At 60.6% G+C, this 18,942-nt stretch carries 15 protein-coding genes; 8 read left to right on the top strand and 7 right to left on the bottom strand.

Going from position 1 to position 18,942, the window contains the following annotated elements:
* Positions 1 to 106 precede the first annotated feature (106 nt).
* The 4 genes from rho to BFP92_RS27000 all read left to right on the top strand — a co-directional run bounded on the left by rho (position 107) and on the right by BFP92_RS27000 (position 6,019).
* Positions 107 to 1,366 (top strand): transcription termination factor Rho, encoded by a 1,260-nt coding sequence (gene rho, locus BFP92_RS27015; RefSeq protein ID WP_003176825.1) that lies wholly within the window; start codon positions 107 to 109, stop codon positions 1,364 to 1,366.
* 155 nt (positions 1,367 to 1,521) lie between these two features.
* On the top strand, positions 1,522 to 3,525 hold the full coding sequence (locus tag BFP92_RS27010) for an acyltransferase family protein (RefSeq protein ID WP_065931852.1): 2,004 nt from the start codon (positions 1,522 to 1,524) through the stop codon (positions 3,523 to 3,525).
* A gap of 59 nt (positions 3,526 to 3,584) precedes the next feature.
* Positions 3,585 to 5,051, top strand: a complete 1,467-nt coding sequence (gene ubiD / locus BFP92_RS27005; protein ID WP_065931851.1) for a 4-hydroxy-3-polyprenylbenzoate decarboxylase — start codon at positions 3,585 to 3,587, stop codon at positions 5,049 to 5,051.
* A complete protein-coding gene (locus BFP92_RS27000) occupies positions 5,051 to 6,019 on the top strand; it encodes a CDP-6-deoxy-delta-3,4-glucoseen reductase (protein ID WP_065931850.1) in 969 nt (322 codons plus the stop codon). The genes ubiD and BFP92_RS27000 overlap by 1 nt, the downstream gene beginning before the upstream one ends.
* A 123-nt stretch (positions 6,020 to 6,142) precedes the next feature.
* Here the strand turns inward: BFP92_RS27000 and BFP92_RS26995 are convergent, their stop codons facing one another.
* Entirely contained in the window at positions 6,143 to 6,619 is a 477-nt protein-coding gene (locus BFP92_RS26995) for a sn-glycerol-3-phosphate transporter (RefSeq protein WP_065931849.1), read from the bottom strand.
* 301 nt (positions 6,620 to 6,920) lie between these two features.
* Here BFP92_RS26995 and BFP92_RS26990 point away from each other — a divergent pair, with 301 nt between their 5' ends.
* Complete coding sequence (locus tag BFP92_RS26990; RefSeq protein WP_065931848.1) at positions 6,921 to 9,302, top strand: TonB-dependent receptor plug domain-containing protein; 2,382 nt, start codon at positions 6,921 to 6,923, stop codon at positions 9,300 to 9,302.
* A gap of 26 nt (positions 9,303 to 9,328) precedes the next feature.
* Positions 9,329 to 9,982, top strand: coding sequence for a gamma-glutamylcyclotransferase (locus BFP92_RS26985; RefSeq protein WP_065931847.1), 654 nt, complete (start codon positions 9,329 to 9,331; stop codon positions 9,980 to 9,982).
* Here BFP92_RS26985 and glpT read toward each other — a convergent pair.
* On the bottom strand, positions 9,979 to 11,316 hold the full coding sequence (glpT, locus tag BFP92_RS26980) for a glycerol-3-phosphate transporter (RefSeq protein ID WP_053258586.1): 1,338 nt from the start codon (positions 11,314 to 11,316) through the stop codon (positions 9,979 to 9,981). The two genes, BFP92_RS26985 and glpT, sit on opposite strands and share 4 nt — an antisense overlap.
* Before the next feature lie 236 nt (positions 11,317 to 11,552).
* Positions 11,553 to 12,530 (bottom strand): NADPH:quinone oxidoreductase family protein, encoded by a 978-nt coding sequence (locus BFP92_RS26975; protein ID WP_065931846.1) that lies wholly within the window; start codon positions 12,528 to 12,530, stop codon positions 11,553 to 11,555.
* Positions 12,531 to 12,680: 150 nt separating this feature from the next.
* Here BFP92_RS26975 and BFP92_RS26970 point away from each other — a divergent pair, with 150 nt between their 5' ends.
* Entirely contained in the window at positions 12,681 to 13,088 is a 408-nt protein-coding gene (locus tag BFP92_RS26970) for a flagellar basal body-associated protein FliL (protein ID WP_056860760.1), read from the top strand.
* A 119-nt stretch (positions 13,089 to 13,207) separates the two neighbouring features.
* On the opposite strand, the gene BFP92_RS26965 is transcribed toward BFP92_RS26970, so the two are convergent.
* The 4 genes from BFP92_RS26965 to BFP92_RS26950 all read right to left on the bottom strand — a co-directional run bounded on the left by BFP92_RS26965 (position 13,208) and on the right by BFP92_RS26950 (position 18,595).
* Positions 13,208 to 14,326, bottom strand: coding sequence for an ABC transporter permease (locus tag BFP92_RS26965; protein WP_083221813.1), 1,119 nt, complete (start codon positions 14,324 to 14,326; stop codon positions 13,208 to 13,210).
* Complete coding sequence (gene rbbA / locus BFP92_RS26960) at positions 14,326 to 17,043, bottom strand: ribosome-associated ATPase/putative transporter RbbA (protein ID WP_065931845.1); 2,718 nt, start codon at positions 17,041 to 17,043, stop codon at positions 14,326 to 14,328. Before rbbA ends, BFP92_RS26965 begins: the two co-directional genes overlap by 1 nt.
* Complete coding sequence (locus tag BFP92_RS26955) at positions 17,040 to 18,005, bottom strand: HlyD family secretion protein (RefSeq protein ID WP_065931930.1); 966 nt, start codon at positions 18,003 to 18,005, stop codon at positions 17,040 to 17,042. The genes rbbA and BFP92_RS26955 overlap by 4 nt, the downstream gene beginning before the upstream one ends.
* A 140-nt stretch (positions 18,006 to 18,145) precedes the next feature.
* Entirely contained in the window at positions 18,146 to 18,595 is a 450-nt protein-coding gene (locus tag BFP92_RS26950) for an EVE domain-containing protein (RefSeq protein ID WP_056860757.1), read from the bottom strand.
* A gap of 194 nt (positions 18,596 to 18,789) precedes the next feature.
* Here BFP92_RS26950 and BFP92_RS31865 point away from each other — a divergent pair, with 194 nt between their 5' ends.
* Positions 18,790 to 18,939, top strand: a complete 150-nt coding sequence (locus tag BFP92_RS31865; RefSeq protein WP_010207387.1) for a hypothetical protein — start codon at positions 18,790 to 18,792, stop codon at positions 18,937 to 18,939.
* Positions 18,940 to 18,942: the final 3 nt, after the last annotated feature.

Raw genomic sequence — 18,942 nt, 5'->3', positions numbered from 1 at the left:
CATTCCTTTTCGATTAGTACGCGATCCTGTCGCCTTCTCTGCGGCGCGGCCTCATTAAGCCAAAAGCTTAATTTCCCCCCTCCATAAATGATTACGTCATTCCTATATGAATCTGACTGAACTCAAGCAAAAGCCGATTACCGACCTGCTCCAACTGGCCGAAGAAATGGGCATAGAAAATATGGCCCGTTCGCGCAAGCAGGACGTGATTTTCTCCCTGCTCAAAAAGCACGCGAAAAGCGGCGAGGAAATCTCCGGTGATGGCGTGCTGGAGATTCTCCAGGACGGCTTCGGCTTCCTCCGCTCTGCAGACGCTTCCTATCTTGCCGGCCCAGACGATATCTACGTCTCGCCGAGCCAGATCCGTCGCTTCAACTTGCGCACCGGTGACACCATCGTTGGCAAGATCCGTCCTCCGAAGGAAGGCGAGCGTTATTTCGCCCTGCTCAAGGTCGACACGATCAACTTCGATCGTCCTGAGAACGCGAAGAACAAGATTCTCTTCGAGAACCTGACGCCGCTGTTCCCGACCGTGCGCATGAAGATGGAAGCCGGTAACGGTTCCACTGAAGACTTGACCGGTCGTGTCATCGACCTGTGCGCCCCGATCGGCAAAGGCCAGCGCGGCCTGATCGTCGCACCGCCGAAAGCCGGTAAGACCATCATGCTGCAGAACATTGCAGCGAACATCGCGCGTAACAACCCGGAAGTTCACCTGATCGTATTGCTGATCGATGAGCGCCCGGAAGAAGTGACCGAAATGCAGCGCACCGTGCGCGGCGAAGTGGTTGCCTCGACGTTCGATGAGCCGCCAACCCGCCACGTGCAGGTTGCCGAAATGGTGATCGAGAAGGCCAAGCGCCTGGTTGAACACAAGAAAGACGTGGTCATCCTGCTCGACTCCATCACCCGTCTGGCGCGTGCCTACAACACCGTGATCCCAAGCTCCGGCAAGGTCCTCACCGGTGGTGTCGATGCCCACGCCCTGGAGAAACCAAAGCGTTTCTTCGGTGCTGCGCGAAACATCGAAGAAGGCGGCTCGCTGACCATTATCGCCACCGCGCTGGTTGAAACCGGCTCGAAGATGGACGAAGTGATCTACGAAGAGTTCAAGGGTACCGGCAACATGGAACTGCCCCTGGACCGTCGCATCGCTGAAAAGCGTGTGTTCCCAGCGATCAACATCAACCGCTCCGGCACCCGCCGTGAAGAGTTGCTGACCGCCGACGACGAACTGCAGCGCATGTGGATCCTGCGCAAGCTGCTGCACCCGATGGACGAAGTAGCCGCCATCGAGTTCCTGATCGACAAGCTGAAAACCACCAAGACCAACGACGAGTTCTTCCTGTCGATGAAGCGTAAGTAATACGACGCTTCAGGTCCAAAAAATGGCGCCCTTCGGGGCGCCATTTTTTTTGCATCGGAAAAGTGAGATTTGTGCGGTAATAGTGTCAGTTAAGAAACAAAAAGGCTGAGCGTGGCTACGCTCATCTCCATTCGAATCAGGCTGATCTACGATTTATGACCGCTCTTGCTTACCGAAGAGACATTGATGGCCTGCGCGCCATTGCTGTCCTCGCTGTCGTGCTGTTCCATTTTGGTGTTCCTGGTATTACTGGCGGTTTTGTCGGCGTTGATGTGTTCTTCGTGATTTCAGGCTTCCTGATCACCTCGATCATCTGGCGCGAGCGTGAAGCAGGGCGTTTCAGCTTTGTCGATTTTTGGGCGCGACGGGCACGGCGTATCCTGCCTGCGTTGCTTGTGATGATGTTCACCTCGTTGGTGGCCGGCTGGTTCCTGATGGCGCCCAAAGATTACTCAGAGCTTGGGCGCTCGATACACAATCAGGTTATTTTCATCTCCAATCTGTTCTTCATGCGTCAGGATGGCTACTTCGACACGGCCTCCGATATGAAGCCGATGTTGCACACCTGGTCGCTCTCGGTTGAAGAGCAGTTCTACATCGCCTTTCCACTCTTGCTGGCGCTGTTGTCGAGCCGGCTGAAGCAGTGGCGCAGCGCTTTGTTTGTGTTGCTGCTGGTGTCGTTTGCGGCGAGCGTGTGGGCCGTGGCCCATGAGCCGGACAAGGCGTTCTTCCTGCTGCCCATGCGTGCCTGGGAATTGCTGGCCGGGTCCATGTTGGCGGTGATGCCGGCGCGGGCAGGGCGGGTAAGTCCGCTGTTGGCGCAAACGGTCAGTCTGTTCAGCCTGGGCCTGATTCTGGTGGCGGTATTGGGTTATGACGCCAGCACTGCGTTCCCTGGCGCTGCGGCCTTGTTGCCGGTATTGGGCGTGGTGGGGTTGATTTGGGCCAACGGCCAACACGCCACCTGGGTCGGGCGCTTGCTGGGCAGTCGCGTGCTGGTCGGGATTGGGCTGATTTCCTATTCGTGGTACCTGTGGCACTGGCCGGTGCTGGTGTTTGGCAAGTACGCGAGTATTTTTGGCCTGTCGTCCTGGGCGCTGGCGGGTCTGTTCGTCTTGAGCCTGGTGTTGGGTTACCTGTCCTGGCGGTTCGTCGAGGGGCCGTTTCGTGAGCGGCGCCTGCTGGCGGGTCGTCGGGCGATCCTGATCGCGGGCCTTGTCGGGCTCGCCGGCCTGGGCCTGATCGGCAAAGGCCTGGTGTGGTCGGATGGGTTTGCATCGCGGCTGTCGCCCCAGGCGTTGCAATTTGCCCAGGCGCATACCTGGAGCCCTACGCTCATGAGCTGCCTGTCGGATGACAAGAAGGACCCACATCGCAAACTTTGCCACTTTGGCCCGCAGGCCAGTGCTGCCCGCGCATTGGTCTGGGGCGACAGCCATGCCTCGGCACTCATTCCTGCGTTGAATGACGGCTCACGCAAGTACGACTTCGGCATCACCCAGGCCGGTTACGCCGGGTGCCTGCCGTTCGACCGCAAAGAAAACACCCCGGGCTGCCGAGCGTTCAACGAGCGTGTCACCCAGTTATTGAGCAAGGAACCGTTCAGTGATGTGGTGCTGGTAGCCCGCTGGAGCCTTTACGTCTATGGCCAGCGCTCCGGCGACACCGGCGCCTCCCTTCATGACCCGCAGACGGGCAAGTACGACCGCGCCGTCGCTGAACGACTGTTTGCCGAGGGTGTGAGTGCGCTGGTGCAGCAACTGCGTGCCAGCGGGCACAGGGTGTGGCTGGTCAAGGAGGTGCCGTTGCAGGCGTTCAACGTGCCTTACCGGCTCAGCCGCCTGGCGATGCTGGGGCGCCCGACCGACCGCGAAGGTTTGCCCCTGGCCGAGCACGTCGAGCGCCAAGCCTTCATCAGCAGCGTGTTTGAGCGCATCGCTGCGGCCGACCCCGGTGTCCAGCTCATGGACCCGGCGCCCAAGCTGTGCGAGACGAACGGCTGGTGCCGGGTCGAGCGCGATGGCCAGTCGCTGTATACCGATGACAACCACCTCTCAGCCGTGGGCACGCGTTATGTGGAAGGGTTCCTTGAGCCCTTCTTCCACGCCATGCGTAATGAGGCCGTTGAGTCGGGTGTGAGTCGCAATGACGTGCAATAAGCTGCCAGCGCTCTTAAGAGCAGGTAGGATGTACGCCTATTTTACGGGTGGCATGGTTAATGAAATTCAAGGATCTTCGGGATTTCGTGCAGCAACTTGAGCAGCGCGGAGAGTTGAAACGTATCCAGGTGCCGATTTCCCCGGTGCTGGAAATGACTGAGATTTGCGACCGTACCTTGCGCAACAAGGGCCCGGCGCTGCTGTTCGAAAACCCGACCGGCTTTGATATCCCGGTGCTCGGCAACCTGTTCGGCACGCCCGACCGCGTTGCGTTTGGCATGGGCGCCGAGTCGGTCAGCGAGCTGCGCGAGATCGGCAAGCTGCTGGCCTTCCTCAAGGAGCCCGAGCCACCCAAGGGCTTGAAGGACGCCTGGTCGAAGCTGCCGATCTTTCGCAAGATCATTGCCATGGCGCCCAAAGTGGTCAAGGACGCGGTGTGCCAGGAAGTGGTCATCGAACGCGATGACGTCGACCTGGCCATGTTGCCGGTGCAGACCTGCTGGCCGGGCGACGTCGGCCCGCTGATCACCTGGGGCCTGACCGTCACCAAAGGCCCGAACAAGGATCGCCAGAACCTGGGGATCTACCGTCAGCAAGTGATCGGCCGCAACAAGGTGATCATGCGCTGGCTGAGTCACCGTGGCGGCGCGCTGGACTTCCGTGAGTGGTGCGAAAAACACCCTGGCAAGCCGTTCCCTGTGTCCGTGGCCCTGGGCGCCGACCCGGCGACCATCCTCGGTGCCGTGACGCCGGTACCCGACAGCCTGTCCGAATATGCCTTCGCCGGCCTGCTGCGCGGCAACCGCACCGAGCTGGTGAAGTGCCGTGGCAACGACCTGCAAGTGCCGGCCACCGCCGAAATCATCCTCGAAGGCGTGATTCATCCGGGCGAAATGGCCGATGAAGGCCCTTACGGCGACCACACCGGCTACTACAACGAAGTCGACAGCTTTCCGGTGTTCACCGTCGAGCGCATCACCCACCGGATCAAACCGATCTACCACAGCACCTACACCGGCCGGCCGCCGGATGAGCCCGCCATTCTCGGTGTGGCGCTCAACGAAGTGTTCGTGCCGATCCTGCAAAAGCAGTTCCCGGAAATCACCGACTTCTACCTGCCGCCCGAGGGCTGCTCGTACCGCATGGCCATCGTGACCATGAAGAAGTCGTACCCAGGCCATGCCAAGCGGGTAATGCTCGGTGTGTGGTCGTTTTTGCGACAGTTCATGTACACCAAGTTCGTTATCGTCACCGACGACGACATCAACGCACGGGACTGGAACGACGTGATCTGGGCCATCACCACGCGCATGGACCCCAAGCGCGACACGGTGATGATCGACAACACGCCGATCGACTACCTCGACTTTGCTTCGCCGGTATCGGGCCTCGGCTCGAAGATGGGCCTGGATGCCACCCACAAATGGCCGGGTGAGACTACCCGCGAATGGGGCCGGGTGATCGTCAAGGATGACGCTGTGACCGCACGTGTTGATGCGATCTGGAAAGAATTGGGAATAGATTGATGCGTGTAACCCTGCAACCTTCCGGCGCCGTACTGGAGCTGGTCCCTGGCGAGCGAATCCTCGAAGGCGCGCGCCGCCTGGGCTACGAGTGCCCACAGGCGTGTCGCAATGGCGTGTGCCATGTGTGTGCCGCGCTGCTGGTGGAAGGCCGGGTGCGGCAAGCCGGTGAGGTGCGTGACCATGGTGAGTTCTACACCTGCATCGCCGAACCGCTGGAAGATTGCATTGTGTTATGGGATGGCGTGCTGGCGCCGGGAGAGTTGCCGTTGCGCAAGTTGTCGTGCCAATTAAGTGAATGCGTGGAGGTCGGTGGCGATGTATGGCGCGTGCGCCTGCGCGCGCCGGCCGGCAAGGCGGTGCGTTACCACGCCGGGCAATACCTGATGATCGAGCGCGACAATGGCGATAAATCGGCGTTTTCCCTGGCCTCGGCGCCCCATGCCGGGCGCGAGCTGGAACTGCATGTGCTGGTGCGCGAGGACAGTGCGCGCAATTTGATCGAGCAGTTGCAACGTAACCAGATGGCCCGTGTTGAACTGCCGTTTGGTGATACTCACTTGGCCGAACTACCGGACGGGCCGCTGGTGCTGATCGCCGCCGGCACCGGCATGGCGCAGATGCACAGCCTGATCGAGCATTGCCGCGCCTCGGGTTTCAAGCACCCTGTGCACCTGTATTGGGGCGTGCGCCGCCCGGAAGACTTCTACGAGATTGAACACTGGGAGCAATGGCAGCAACTGCCCAACCTGTTCCTGCACAAAGTGGTCAGTGACCTGTGCGGTTGGGAAGGGCGCTGCGGGCTGCTGCATGAGGCTGTGTGTGAAGACATCAGCGACCTCAAGGCGGTGCACGTCTACGCCAGTGGTTCTCCGGCAATGATCTACGGCACGCTGGACGCATTGGTGGACGCCGGCATGGATGCACACCAGATGCGCGCCGATGTGTTCGCCTACGCGCCGCGCCCTTGAAGCCTTGAGCTGAACCAGTGTGGGAGCTGGCTTGCCTGCGATAGCGGTGGGTCAGCTAACACACCTGCAACTGATACACCGCTATCGCAGGCAAGCCAGCTCCCACACAGCTATGCGGTTTTCTTAGAAACGCACGCCTGCCGTCAGCATCGCCGCATTGAACCCCAGCAACACCAACTCGCTGGCCACCGGGCCGAAGTGAACCCCCACTGACGGAATGATCGCCGGTGCCACGCCATAACGGTTGAGCGGGATTTTGTCGCGGTACTTACCGCGATAGCCCTGTAGCGCGCCTGCGGTCACCTTCATATAGAACGGCGAGTCGCCAATATCGTAGCGCTTGCCGGCGTAGACGTAATACGAGCGCTGGCTGAACGAGTTGCGAAACGTCGCCCCGCCATACACCAACCCCGACGCCTCGTTACGTTCCAGGTTGATCAAATCCTGATTGTTATTGTGCTTTGGGTCCGGAGAAAAATGGCGGGTGTAGACACTGGTCTGGGCGTACCAGAAACCTTTGTTGTCATTGGCGGCGGCCTCGGAAGCCAGAGCAGTGGTGGTTTGCAGCAAAAGCAGCAGACCTGAAAACAGGTATTTCATGGTTCGACCTCGATAGTCGTTTGAAGAGGCGGCTAATGTGGGTCGCTAAACATCTGCAGTTTGGCGGCTTGTGTTGGGCATGACCTGAACCAGCGCTGAAAACACGGCCGCCTATGCTTATGCAATTAAGATATTTTAAATGTAGGAATAATCTAATTAGGCTATAAGCCAACGGACTACCGCCTTATCGTCAACAACCAGTAACTGACCGCTACCGCCCGCCAGCCGGACCGATCGTGTGAACTCAGAGCATTGAAGCTTTGATTTTTTGATTGCCAGGTTTGAATGGCAGGGGAGCGGTATGGGGAGTTACAAGAAACATGCGTACACAGCTATTTTGTCGGCCAATTTGCTGACTGCTGTGGGATTCAATCCGGTGCGGGCGGACGAAACAGCCGCCGAAGCACCCAAACTCGACACCGTGATTGTCACCGGCACCCGCGCCCAAGAGCGCACCGCCAGTGCTTCGTTGTCGCCCATCGATGTCATTTCCGGTGACACATTGCGCAGCACCGGCTCCGATGAGCTGGGCGCGGTGTTGGCACGTCTGATTCCTTCCATCAACTTCCCGCGGCCCAGCCTGGTGGACGGTGCCGAACTGGTACGCCCGGCGCAGTTGCGCGGTTTATCGCCGGATCAAGTGCTGGTGCTGGTCAATGGCAAACGCCGCCACACCAGTGCCTTCGTCAACCTGGGCGGCGCGGTGGGGCGCGGTTCGGCGCCGGCGGATTTGAATGCGATCCCGTTGTCGGCGGTCGACCATATCGAAGTGCTGCGCGATGGCGCGTCGGCGCGCTATGGCTCGGACGCGATTGCCGGGGTGATCAACGTGATCCTCAAGCACGACGACCACGGCGGCTCTGTCTCGACCAAGTTTGGCGAGTACAAGAAGGGCGACGGCATCCAGCGCAACGTCAGCGGCAACAGCGGGTTTGCCTTGGGTGATAACGGCTTTATCAACGTTTCGGGTGAAGGCGCCGACAACGACTACACCAACCGCGCCGGCGACGACTTGCGCCCTGGCAGCGTGGGTTCCACCACCTATGGTCAGCGCGTGTTCCGTCAGGGCGAGCCGGCCACCAATGAAGGCAAATTCCAGTTCAACTCCGAATATTCCTTCAACGATGCAGCCGAGTTCTACACCTTCGGCGGTTACAGCAAGCGCCGTGGCGAAACGGCGGCGTTCTATCGGGCGAGCAATGCGTCCAACAACATCCCGGCGCTCAACCCCAATGGCTACCTGCCGCTGATCAAGGGCAATCTGGAAGACACGTCCTTGGTGGTCGGCCTGCGCGGCTTGCTGGCCTACGATTGGCACTACGACCTGTCGGCCAACTACGGCAAGAACCAGTACGAACTGGGCACCGAAACCATCAACACTTCACTCGGCCTGGCCACGCCACGCAAATTTAACAACGGCACCCTGAGCAACGATCAGCGCCAGGTCAGCCTGGACCTGTCCCGTGAGTTCGACGTGGGCTTTTTGCCGTACCCAGTGTCGGTGGCCTTTGGCGGCGAATACCTGCGCCAGGGTTATCAAATTGAAGCGGGCGAACCGGCGTCCTACTACCAGACCGGCAGTTCGGGCCTGGGTGGGTTCCGTGATGCCGACGCCGGCAGCACCTCGCGGCACAACTGGGCTCAGTACCTGGACCTGGAAACCAACTTCACCGAAAAACTCAGTGCCTCGGCCGCCGTGCGTCATGAGGACTACAGCGACTTCGGCTCCAATGTCAGCGGCTCCCTGTCGGCGCGTTATGACTTCACCCCGCAAGTGGCCTTGCGTGGCAGCATTTCCAATGGTTTCCGTGCGCCGTCCCTGGCCCAGCAGAACTTTGCCTACACCTCGTCGCAGCTGATCGGCAACACCCTCCAGGAAGCCGGCACCTTCCCGGCCAACAGCCAGGTCGCCCGCCTGTTGGGCGCCGAAGACCTCAAAGCCGAGAAGTCGCGCAACTACAGCCTCGGCCTGGTGCTGGAGCCTGCCGATGACCTGACCGTGACGCTCGATGTGTACCGCATCGACATCCGCGACCGCATCAGCCTGTCGTCCAACCTCAATCTCAACCCGGCCACCATTGCCTATCTGCAGGCTAATGGGGTCGGCAATATCAACTACACCAGCGCCCGTTACTTTACCAACGCCACCGACACCAGCACCGACGGCGTCGACCTGGTGGCCAACTATCGCTACCAATTCGATAACGGTATCCGCTGGAACAGCACCGTGGGCTACAACTACAACCACACCAAAGTGACCGACGTGAAGCCCAACCCGGCGATTCTGGACAGTCTGGGCGCCAACCTGGTGCGGGTAGACCGCCGTGAACGCATCGGTTTGCTGGGTGATACCACGCCGCAACACAAGCTCAGCCTGGGCAACGACTTCACTTACGGCAATTGGGCGCTGCACAGCAACCTGGTGCGCTATGGTGAATTCACCAGCTACCAGGCCGACAAGGTCAATGACCAGACCTTCAAGGCCGCCTGGGTGCTGGACCTGTCGGCAGACTACAAGCTCAAGAACTGGACCTTCACCCTGGGCGGCGACAACATCACCGATAAATACCCGGAGAAGGTCAATGCCTACGCCAGCAGCGGCGGCAACCTCGCCTACAGCACTTTTTCGCCGTACGGTTACAGCGGCGCGTTTTATTACGGTAAAGTTGCTTACAACTGGTAACACGCAGGAGACCTAAGCGATCCGCCATGACCGTTATTGAAACCGATCTGTTGCAATTGGCTTACCCTCCGCGGCTCGATCTGGGGCCGCAACTGACTCACGAGCAATTAATGAGTTCGATGCAGGCCACCATGGCCAGGCATAAGGGTGGGCCGGTCTGGCTATTTGCTTATGGTTCGCTGATCTGGCGTCCCGAATGCTCGTCGACCCAGCGCATGCGCGCACGGGTTCACGGCTACCATCGCGGCCTGTACCTGTGGTCACACGAGCATCGAGGCACGCCGGAGTCGCCGGGGTTGGTGTTCGGCCTGGATCGCGGCGGTTCGTGCAGCGGGTTTGCCTACCGTTTGCCGGAAGACCAGCTTGAGGCCTCGCTTTATGCCTTGTGGCAGCGCGAGATGCCTTACCCGTCATACCGGCCGCACTGGCTCAGTTGCCGCCTGGAAGATGGCAGTCAGGTGCAGGCGCTGGGGTTTGTGTTGGAGCGGCACTTGCCCAGCTATGCCGGCAACCTGCCCGATATCGTGCTTAACCATGTGTTGCAAAGCGCTTGCGGGCGTTACGGCACCACTCGCGATTATGTCGAGCAGACCGTGAACGCCCTGCGTAGCCACGCCATGCCAGATAAAAACCTGGAGGCGCGGCTCAAGCGTTGTGCCAAAGACTGCGGCGCAAATTAACGCGCCGAGCTGACGCTGTTGGTGTGCCACAGTGTTGGGATCAGGAATGCAATCGCCAACAGGCACGCGCCCACCAGCAACACAAAACCACCGTCCCAGCCGAAATGGTCCACGGTGTAGCCCATGGCCGCACTCGCTGCCACCGAACCGCCCAGGTAACCAAACAAGCCGGTGAAGCCAGCGGCAGTCCCCGCGGCTTTTTTCGGCGCCAGTTCCAGCGCCTGCAGGCCGATCAGCATCACCGGGCCGTAGATCAGGAAGCCGATGGAGAACAGCGCAATCATGTCGACCATCGGGTTGCCCGGCGGGTTGAGCCAGTAAACCAGGGTCGCCACGGTGACCAACGCCATGAACACGATGCCGGTCAGGCCACGGTTGCCACGGAAGATTTTGTCCGACATCCAGCCGCACAGCAGCGTGCCGGGAATGCCCGCCCACTCATAGAAGAAGTACGCCCACGAGGTTTTATCCACGTCGAAGTGCTTGGCTTCCTTGAGGTACGTCGGTGCCCAGTCCAGTACGCCGTAGCGCAGCAGGTAGACGAACACGTTGGCGAAGGCGATGTACCACAGCATTTTGTTGCGCAGCACGTACTTGACGAAGATTTCCTTGGCGCTGAACTCGTCTTCGTGGCTGGCGTTGTAGCCTTCCGGGTAGTCGTTTTTGTACTGCTCGATGGGTGGCAGGCCGACCGATTGCGGGGTGTCGCGCATGGTGATGAAGGCAAATGCCGCCACGGCCAATGCCACGGTCGCCGGCACATAGAACGCCGCATGCCAGTCGTTGAACCAGGCCATGCCCAGCAGGAACAGCGGGCCGATCAGGCCGCCGCCGACGTTATGCGCCACGTTCCACACCGACACCACGCCGCCGCGTTCTTTCTGCGACCACCAGTGCACCATGGTGCGCCCACTCGGCGGCCAGCCCATGCCCTGGGCCCAGCCGTTGATGAACAGCAAAATGAACATCATGGTTACGCTGGACGTCGCCCAAGGCGCGAAACCGAAAATGAACATCACCCCGGCCGATATCAACAGGCCAAAGGGCAGGAAGTAGCGCGGGTTGGAGCGGTCGGACACCAGGCCCATCAGGAACTTGGACAAGCCGTAGGCAATCGCGATGGCCGACATGGCCAGGCCCAGCTCGCCACGGGTGTAACCCTCGTCGATCAGATACGGCATGGCCAGCGAGAAGTTTTTACGCAGCAGGTAGTAGCCCGCGTAGCCAAAGAAAATACCGGCGAAGATCTGCCAGCGCAGCCGTCGATAGGTACTGTCTATTTTTTCTTCAGGCAGGGGCGCCTGGTGTGCGGCAGGACGAAAGAAAGCAAACATTCAAGAGCTCCAAATTTCTTGTTTTGACTGCGGATGCGAATGTTACAGTTTCGTTACCGAAAATAGCATCGCCTCTTATCTGCAAACACAGGAAACTGGAGCGATTGCATGTTCTCTTACGAACATGTCGCGAATAGATAAGTGTGGGTCGGTATCGGGTCTTAAGACCGAAGAGATCAACTGTGGGAGCTGACTCACCGCTATCGCAGGCAAGCCAGCTCCCACATGAACCGCATTCAGCGGGTCTGGACCACGATTTTGCCCACAGCCCTGCGTTGCCCCAGGTCATTGATCGCCTGCGCGGCCTGCTCAAGCGGATACACCTGCGACACCAACGGCTTCAACTTGCCCTCGCCATACCAGGTGAACAACTGCTGGAAGTTCGCCGCATTGTCCTGCGGCTGGCGTTGGGCGAACGAACCCCAGAACACCCCGACCACCGACGCACCCTTGAGCAGCGCGAGGTTCACCGGCAGCTCGGGAATGCGCCCGCTGGCGAAACCCACCACCAGCAGGCGGCCGTTCCAGGCAATGCCGCGCACGGCCTGGTCAAACAGGTCGCCGCCGACGGGGTCGTAGATCACGTCGACACCATTGCCGTCGGTCAGGCGCTTGATTTCGTCCTTGAGGCTGGCTTCGCTGTAGTTGATCAGCTCGTCCGCGCCGGCCGCCTTGGCCACGGCGAGTTTGTCGGCGCTGCTGGCGGCGGCAATCACCCGGGCGCCCATGGCTTTGCCGATTTCCACGGCGGCCAGGCCCACACCGCCGGAGGCGCCGAGCACCAGCAGGGTTTCGCCGGGTTGCAGGTTGGCGCGTTGCTTCAGCGCATGCATCGAGGTGCCGTAGGTCATGCTGAAGGCGGCGGCGGTGTTGAAATCCATGCTCGGCGGGATCGGCAGCACGTTATAGCCCGGCACCGCGACCTGTTCGGCAAAGCTGCCCCACCCGGTCAGGGCCATGACCCGGTCGCCGACTTTGAGGTGGCTGACCTTTTCACCCACTTCGCTGACCACCCCCGCCGCTTCGCCACCCGGCGAAAACGGGAAGGGCGGTTTGAACTGGTACTTGCCCTCGATGATCAAGGTGTCCGGGAAATTTACCCCGGCCGCGTGCACGTCCAGCAGGATTTCGTTCTTCTTGATCGCGGGGCTGGCGATCTCTTCCAGCACCAGGGTTTCGGCGGGGCCGAAGGCTTTGCACAGCACAGCTTTCATCGGACTATTCCTTTTGGCGTCGTGGCCGATAAGTGTAGGAGGGTACGCCCGTGGGTCAACGAGCATGCCCGGCCCTGATAAGTCGCCATAAGCTTGTACTCAGCCTTGCTAGCGTTATGCTACCCGGCAACCGAATTCGAGGAATGAACTGTGAAAGCGTGGATCCTGTTGATGCTCGCCCTGACCTTGCCGATGGCAGCCCAGGCCGAAGAAGCGAAAGAAGGCGAGGCGCCGAAGGTCAGCTATATCAGCCTGACCCCACCCTTTGTGGGCAACTACGGCCTGGATGGCACGGCAAAACTGCGGGTCTACAAGGCCGACATCGCCCTGCGCGTGACCGGGCCTGAAGCGGCCGCGGCCGTCAAAGCCAACGACCCGCTGATTCGTAACCAACTGGTGGCACTGTTTACCCAGCAGACCAACGAAGCCATGAGCACGGTCGAAGGCAAAGAAAAGCTGCGCCAGGAAGCCCTGAAGCAAACCCAGCAAGTCATGAACGATGAGACTGGCAAGCCGGTGGTCGAAGACCTGCTCTTCAACAACTTGATTATCCAGTAAAGCGGGCGCTTCGCGCCTTTCGCGAGCAAGCCCGCTCCGACATTCGACCGTGTTCCTCTGATTAAACGCGGTCAAAATGTGGGAGCGGGCTTGCTCGCGAAGAGGCCCTTACAGGCACCTCAAGAAGCCAGGCTCTTCCTGAACCTGGCCAACGCCACCGCAAAAAACACCAACCCAATCCCCACCAACGCCAGCAAATCCGGCCACACCACACCCACGCCCGCATCGCGAAACAAAATCGCCGCACTCAAACTCACAAAATGCGTCGACGGCGAGCCCTGCATCACCCATTGCAACCACTCGGGCATGCTGTCCAATGGCGTACTGCCGCCAGACAGAAGCAGCATTGGAATAATCACCGGAATTGCCAGCAACCCGAACTGCGGCGTCGAACGCGCAAGGGTGGCGAGAAAAATCCCCAAGGCGGTGCTGGCAAACAGGTACAGCGCCGTCACCAGCAAAAACAGGCTCAGGGACCCGGCCAGCGGCACGCCGAGCAAACCTTTGACTACCAGCTCCAGCGACAGCCACGTGCACAGCACCACCACCAGCATGTTGCTCCAGATTTTTGCCAGCATGATTTCCAGCGCGGTCAGCGGCAGCACCAGCAAATGGTCGAGCGTGCCGTGTTCACGTTCGCGCAGCAGCGCCGTGCCGGTGAGCACGATGGCCAGGATGGTGATGTTGTTGACGATCTGGATCACCGCCAAAAACCAACCACCTTCCAGGTTGGTGTTGAACAGCGCCCGTGTGGTCAACTGCGCAGGCACCTTGCCCGCCGCGTCGGGTTGCCCGCCGTAGCGCTGCAACTCACGCTGGAAAATCCGGCCGATATAGCCTGCGCCCATAAATGCCTGGCTCATCGCCGTGGCATCGACGTTTACCTGCACGCCCGGCTGACGCCCGGCCAACAGGTCCGCCTGGAAGTTGGCCGGCACATTGATCACGAAGGTGTATTCGCCGCTGTCCATGACCGTGTCCAACTGGTCGTAGGCCAGTGGCGCAGGCGGCTGAAACTCCGGTGGCTGCAACGCCTCGGCCATCTGCCGCGACAGCGCGCTGTGGTCTTCATCGATAAAGGCCACGCTGGCGTTGTGCACGCCAATCACCGAACCGGCGGCGGGCATGTAGATCGCGACCGTGAAGGCGTAGGCCAGAAACAGCAGCAACACGCTGTCGTGACGCAGGCTGGTGAGTTCCTTGAGGCCCAGGCGCAGGATATGAGCGAGCTTGCTCATCAGGCCTCCTGCTTCTTGAGCATGATCAGGCTCAGCCCGGTGAACCCGACGAAAAACCCGAACAGCGCCAGGCATTGCGGCCACAACTGGCGCAGGTCCAGGGCCTTGGTGAAGGTGCCCACGGCGATATCCAGAAAGTGCCCGGCGGGGAACAACATCCCCATCAGCGCGGCCGCACCTTCCAGCGACGAGCGCGGCACGATCAACCCGGAGAACTGGATGGTCGGCAGGCTGGTGATGATCATGGTGCCGAGGATCGCCGCGATCTGGGTGCGAGTGAACGCGGAAATCAGCAGGCCCATGCTCGTGGTAGCGAGCACATACAACAGGCCGCCGACCGCCAGCGCCACGCTACTGCCCTTGAAAGGCACGCCGAACAGCCAGCGGTTCATCGCCACCAGCAGCGCCAGGTTGACCAGGCTCACCGCCAGGTACGGCGCCTGTTTGCCCAGCAGAAACTCCAGGCGCGTCAGCGGCGTGGCGTAGAAATTGGTGATCGACCCCAGCTCCTTCTCACGCACGATGCCCAACGCGGTGAGCATTGCCGGGATAAACGCCAGGATCAGCGCCATCACGCCGGGGCCGATGGCGTTCACACTGACCACATCCTGGTTGTAGCGAAAGCGCGTTTCCAGCTTGGCGGCAGCTTGGGGGCTACGGGGCAGGTTGCTCAGTTCGGCCAGTTGTTGCAGATTGCCTTGGTGCACCGCTTCGACGTAGTTACGGCTGGTTTCGGCGCGAAACGGCATGCCGCCATCGATCCAGGCGGCTACCGTGGGTTGGCGGCCGGCGTACAGGTCGCGGCCAAAGCCGGGCGGAATCTCCAGCGCCAGTTTGATTTCCGAACGTTGCAGGCGCCGGTGCAGTTCATTGGCATCGCGGATCGGTGCTTGTTCGGCGAAGTAGCGCGAGCTGCGGAAGGCTTCCAGGTAGGCACGGCTTTGCGGGGTCTGGTCCTGGTCGTAGACGGCGAATGCGAGGTTTTCTACGTCCAGGGAAATGCCGTAACCGAAGATCACCATCATGAACATCGCCCCGAGCAGGGCGAAGGCCATGCGCACTTTGTCGCGCAACAGCTCCTTGCCTTCGCGGCTGGCGACGGCCAACAGGCGGGCGATGCTGAAACCGCGTTTGCGGGTGGGCGGCGTGCTGCTTTCGCTGACGGTTTTGTTCGGCGCGCCAGGTTCGGGTTCGCCTTGGGCCTGCTCCAGGCAAGTGACGAACGCGGCTTCCAAGGTGTCGCCGTGGAAATGCTGTTGCAGTGCGTCGGGTGTGTCGCAAGCCAACACTTTGCCCGCGTGCATCAAAGAGATGCGGTCGCAGCGCTGGGCTTCGTTCATAAAGTGGGTGGACAGAAAGATCGTCACGCCTTGCTCGCGGGACAACTCAACCAATAGCCGCCAGAAATCATCCCGCGCCGCCGGGTCGACGCCCGAGGTCGGCTCATCGAGGATCAGCACTTCCGGGCGATGCAGCACCGCCACCGCCAGTGAGAGGCGCTGACGCAGGCCCAGGGGTAACTCGCCGGAGGGTTGCTCGGCCACTTCACCGAGGTCGAAGCGCTGGATCAGCTCGTCGATACGCGGGCCGCTGTCGGCCTTGGGCAAGTCGAACAGTTGCGCATGCAGCACCAGGTTCTGGCGCACGCTGAGTTCGCCATACAGCGAAAAGCTTTGCGACATAAAGCCCACGCGCTTGCGCGTCGCCAGGTCCTTGGCATTCACCGGGTTGCCCAGCAGCGTGGCACTGCCTTCGGTGGCCGGCATCAGCCCGGTGAGGACTTTCATGGTAGTGGTTTTGCCGCAGCCGTTGGAACCGAGAAAGCCGAAGATCTCACCGCGGCCAATCGCAAAGCTGACCTTGTTCACCGCCGTGAAATCCCCAAAGCGCAGCGTCAGGTCGTGGGCTTCGATAGCGATATCCGTGTTGCCACTTTCGCGCGGCGGGATCACCAGCGGCTGGTTGTTGTGGGCGCTGTCACCCTGGAAATGAGTAAAGGCTTCATCGAGTTTGCCGCTGGGTGTAACGGCTGCCAGTTCGCGGCTCAGGCCGTCGGCGATCAGCTTGCCGCGATCGAGCATCAGGCAATGTTCGAACTGCTCGGCCTCTTCCATGTAGGCGGTGGCCACCAGCAGCGTCAGCTGTGGGCGCTCGCTGCGCACGGTGTCGACCAGCTCCCAGAAACGCCGGCGCGACAGTGGGTCGACGCCGGTGGTGGGCTCGTCGAGAATCAACAAATCCGGGTCGTGGATCAGCGCGCAGCACAGGCCGAGCTTTTGTTTCATACCGCCGGACAACTTGCCCGCCGGGCGTTCTGCGAAGCGCGCAAGGTCGGTGGCCAGCAGCAGGTTGTGCATGCGCTGCTCGCAATCGGCTTTGGACAGGCCGAACAGCGTGGCAAAGAAACGGATGTTTTCGCTGATGGACAACTCTGGGTACAAGTTGCCGCCCAGACCTTGAGGCATAAACGCGATGCGCGGGTACAGGCTATTGCGGTGGCGGCGATCTTCGATGGCGCCGCCAAGCACCTCAAGCTGGCCTGCCTGCAGTTTCTTAACCCCGGCGATCAGCCCCAGCAAACTCGACTTGCCCGCGCCGTCCGGGCCGATCAACCCGCAGCGGGTACCGGCCGGCAGGCTGAAGGCGATGTCGACCAGTGCTTGTTGCTTGCCGTAACGGTGGTGGATGCCGGTGGCGTGCAGCGCCAGGCCGCTCATTGCAGGTTGGCCGGCCAGTCGATATCAGCCGTGCGCACATAACCCGCGCCGGGCATGCCCGGTTTGGCTTGCGGCACGGCGCTGGGTTGGGTCAGGCGCAGCTTGACGCGGAATACCAGTTTCTGGCGCTCGTCGCGGGTCTCTACCTCTTTGGGGGTGAATTGCGATTTGGCCGCGACAAAGCTGATTTTCGCCGGCAGCGGTTGCTGGGGCAGGGCGTCGAGCAGGATGCGTGCGTCGCTGCCGACGGTGAGGCGGCCGGTGACGGAGGCCGGCAGGTAGAGGTTCATGTACTGATCATTCGGGTCAATCAGCAGTAAAACTCTGCCGCCTGCGCCGAGCACTTCACCCGGTTCAGCCAGGCGCAATTGAATGATGCCGTCGATGGGCGCGCGCAGGCTGCTGTCGTCGATTTCGCTGGTGAGCTGGGCCACCTGCGCCTGTGCTGCGCCGATGGCCGCTTTCACCGAATTAACCTGCGCCTGGGCGGCGATCACGGCCGCGTTGCCGGTGTTCTGGCGTGCTTGCTGCTGGTCGATCAACTGGCTGCTGGCAAAGCCGCGCTTGTACAGCTCCTGGGTGCGTCTGAGTTCCTGGTTGGCCAGCAATTGCTCGCTTTGACGCAACTGCACGTTGGCCTCTGCGGCGGCGAAGTTCTCCTTGGCGCGCAGCACTTCGGCCTCGGCCTGGGCGCGCTGGGCTTCGAGGGTGCGGGTGTCCATGCGTGCGAGCAATTGGCCTTTGAGCACCTTGTCGCCTTCATCCACGCGCACTTCGGCCAGGCGCCCGGGGATCTTGGCGGCGATCTGTACTTCGGTGGATTCCAGGCGGCCATTGCCCATGCTCAAGCCTTCGGGCAGGCGGTCCTGAGTCGATCGCCAATAACCGAACCCGCCGGCACCCAGCAACAAGGTGATGAGCGCGACGGCGAAAAGGCGCGACATAGTGTGATTGGTAGACATGACGGCATCCTGCGGCATTAGCATCCTAGTTTGACCGATACCGCCCGAAGGCTCTTGATACCGGTCAAATGAAGCGCAAGCCTAACCCGCTTGGCGTGAAGATGCTTGCATCACAGGTGTGACCGCAGGGTTCTGCCTTTTCAGCGCAGGGCGAGCACCGCCGCCCATTGTTCGGCCGTTACCGGCATCACCGACAATCGACTGCCTTTTTGCACCAGCGGCAATTCGGCGAGGGCGGTTTGTTGTTTCAGGTAGCCAAGGCCCAGCACCTTTGGGAAAGTCTCGACGTGGGCCACGTTGAGTGCCGTCCACGGGTTTTTCTCCGGCGTGGCTTTGGCATCGAAGTAGTGGCTTTCGGGCTCCAGCGCGGTCGGGTCCGGGTAGGCTGCCTCGACAATTTTGCCGATACCGGCAATGCCCGGCTCAGGGCAGCTGGAGTGGTAGAAGAAAAACTCATCGCCAACGGCCATGGCTCGCAAAAAGTTGCGTGCCTGATAGTTGCGCACGCCGTCCCAGCGCGTTTCACCGAGCTTTTCCAGGCCTTTGATGGAGAGTTCATCGGGCTCGGATTTCATCAGCCAGTAGGCCATTTTTGGGCTCCTGAAAAAGGCATTGGGTAAGTTGTCAGGCAATTCCATGACAAACCGACAGTCGGTTGGCGTCAAGGTTTGCGTGTTGGGTCACGTTACCGCAGAATGCCCGCTTTTAAGCTTGGCGCAGCTGCAACGGACTACTTTGGAACGTTGTTGTCATCGTGTACGAGGTGCCTGAAGGGGGGCAATCGATGCAACGTAAACCGGATTTACTATGGATTTTGGTTATTTTGTTTGGTCTGGGCGTCGTGACCACCGGGTATGCCCAGAGCTTGTGGTCGAACAAGACCGATGCACCGGTTGAACTGGCTCAGCAGCAGCCACAACCGTTCAAGCGTTAACAC

This window comes from Pseudomonas sp. 58 R 3 (genome assembly GCF_900006605.1).
In the GTDB taxonomy this organism is placed as follows: domain Bacteria; phylum Pseudomonadota; class Gammaproteobacteria; order Pseudomonadales; family Pseudomonadaceae; genus Aquipseudomonas; species Aquipseudomonas salomonii.
Note: the sequence above shows the minus strand (reverse complement) of the source record. Positions and strands in the feature narration are given on the sequence as shown.

What these genes read in the sequence shown, in the direction of transcription:
- rho (WP_003176825.1), top strand. Translation starts at nt 107, where the DNA reads ATGAATCTGACTGAACTCAAGCAAAAGCCGATTACCGACCTGCTCCAA.
- BFP92_RS27010 (WP_065931852.1), top strand. Translation starts at nt 1,522, where the DNA reads ATGACCGCTCTTGCTTACCGAAGAGACATTGATGGCCTGCGCGCCATT.
- ubiD (WP_065931851.1), top strand. Translation starts at nt 3,585, where the DNA reads ATGAAATTCAAGGATCTTCGGGATTTCGTGCAGCAACTTGAGCAGCGC.
- BFP92_RS27000 (WP_065931850.1), top strand. Translation starts at nt 5,051, where the DNA reads ATGCGTGTAACCCTGCAACCTTCCGGCGCCGTACTGGAGCTGGTCCCT.
- BFP92_RS26995 (WP_065931849.1), bottom strand. Translation starts at nt 6,619, where the DNA reads ATGAAATACCTGTTTTCAGGTCTGCTGCTTTTGCTGCAAACCACCACT.
- BFP92_RS26990 (WP_065931848.1), top strand. Translation starts at nt 6,921, where the DNA reads ATGGGGAGTTACAAGAAACATGCGTACACAGCTATTTTGTCGGCCAAT.
- BFP92_RS26985 (WP_065931847.1), top strand. Translation starts at nt 9,329, where the DNA reads ATGACCGTTATTGAAACCGATCTGTTGCAATTGGCTTACCCTCCGCGG.
- glpT (WP_053258586.1), bottom strand. Translation starts at nt 11,316, where the DNA reads ATGTTTGCTTTCTTTCGTCCTGCCGCACACCAGGCGCCCCTGCCTGAA.
- BFP92_RS26975 (WP_065931846.1), bottom strand. Translation starts at nt 12,530, where the DNA reads ATGAAAGCTGTGCTGTGCAAAGCCTTCGGCCCCGCCGAAACCCTGGTG.
- BFP92_RS26965 (WP_083221813.1), bottom strand. Translation starts at nt 14,326, where the DNA reads ATGAGCAAGCTCGCTCATATCCTGCGCCTGGGCCTCAAGGAACTCACC.
- rbbA (WP_065931845.1), bottom strand. Translation starts at nt 17,043, where the DNA reads ATGAGCGGCCTGGCGCTGCACGCCACCGGCATCCACCACCGTTACGGC.
- BFP92_RS26955 (WP_065931930.1), bottom strand. Translation starts at nt 18,005, where the DNA reads ATGTCTACCAATCACACTATGTCGCGCCTTTTCGCCGTCGCGCTCATC.
- BFP92_RS26950 (WP_056860757.1), bottom strand. Translation starts at nt 18,595, where the DNA reads ATGGCCTACTGGCTGATGAAATCCGAGCCCGATGAACTCTCCATCAAA.
- BFP92_RS31865 (WP_010207387.1), top strand. Translation starts at nt 18,790, where the DNA reads ATGCAACGTAAACCGGATTTACTATGGATTTTGGTTATTTTGTTTGGT.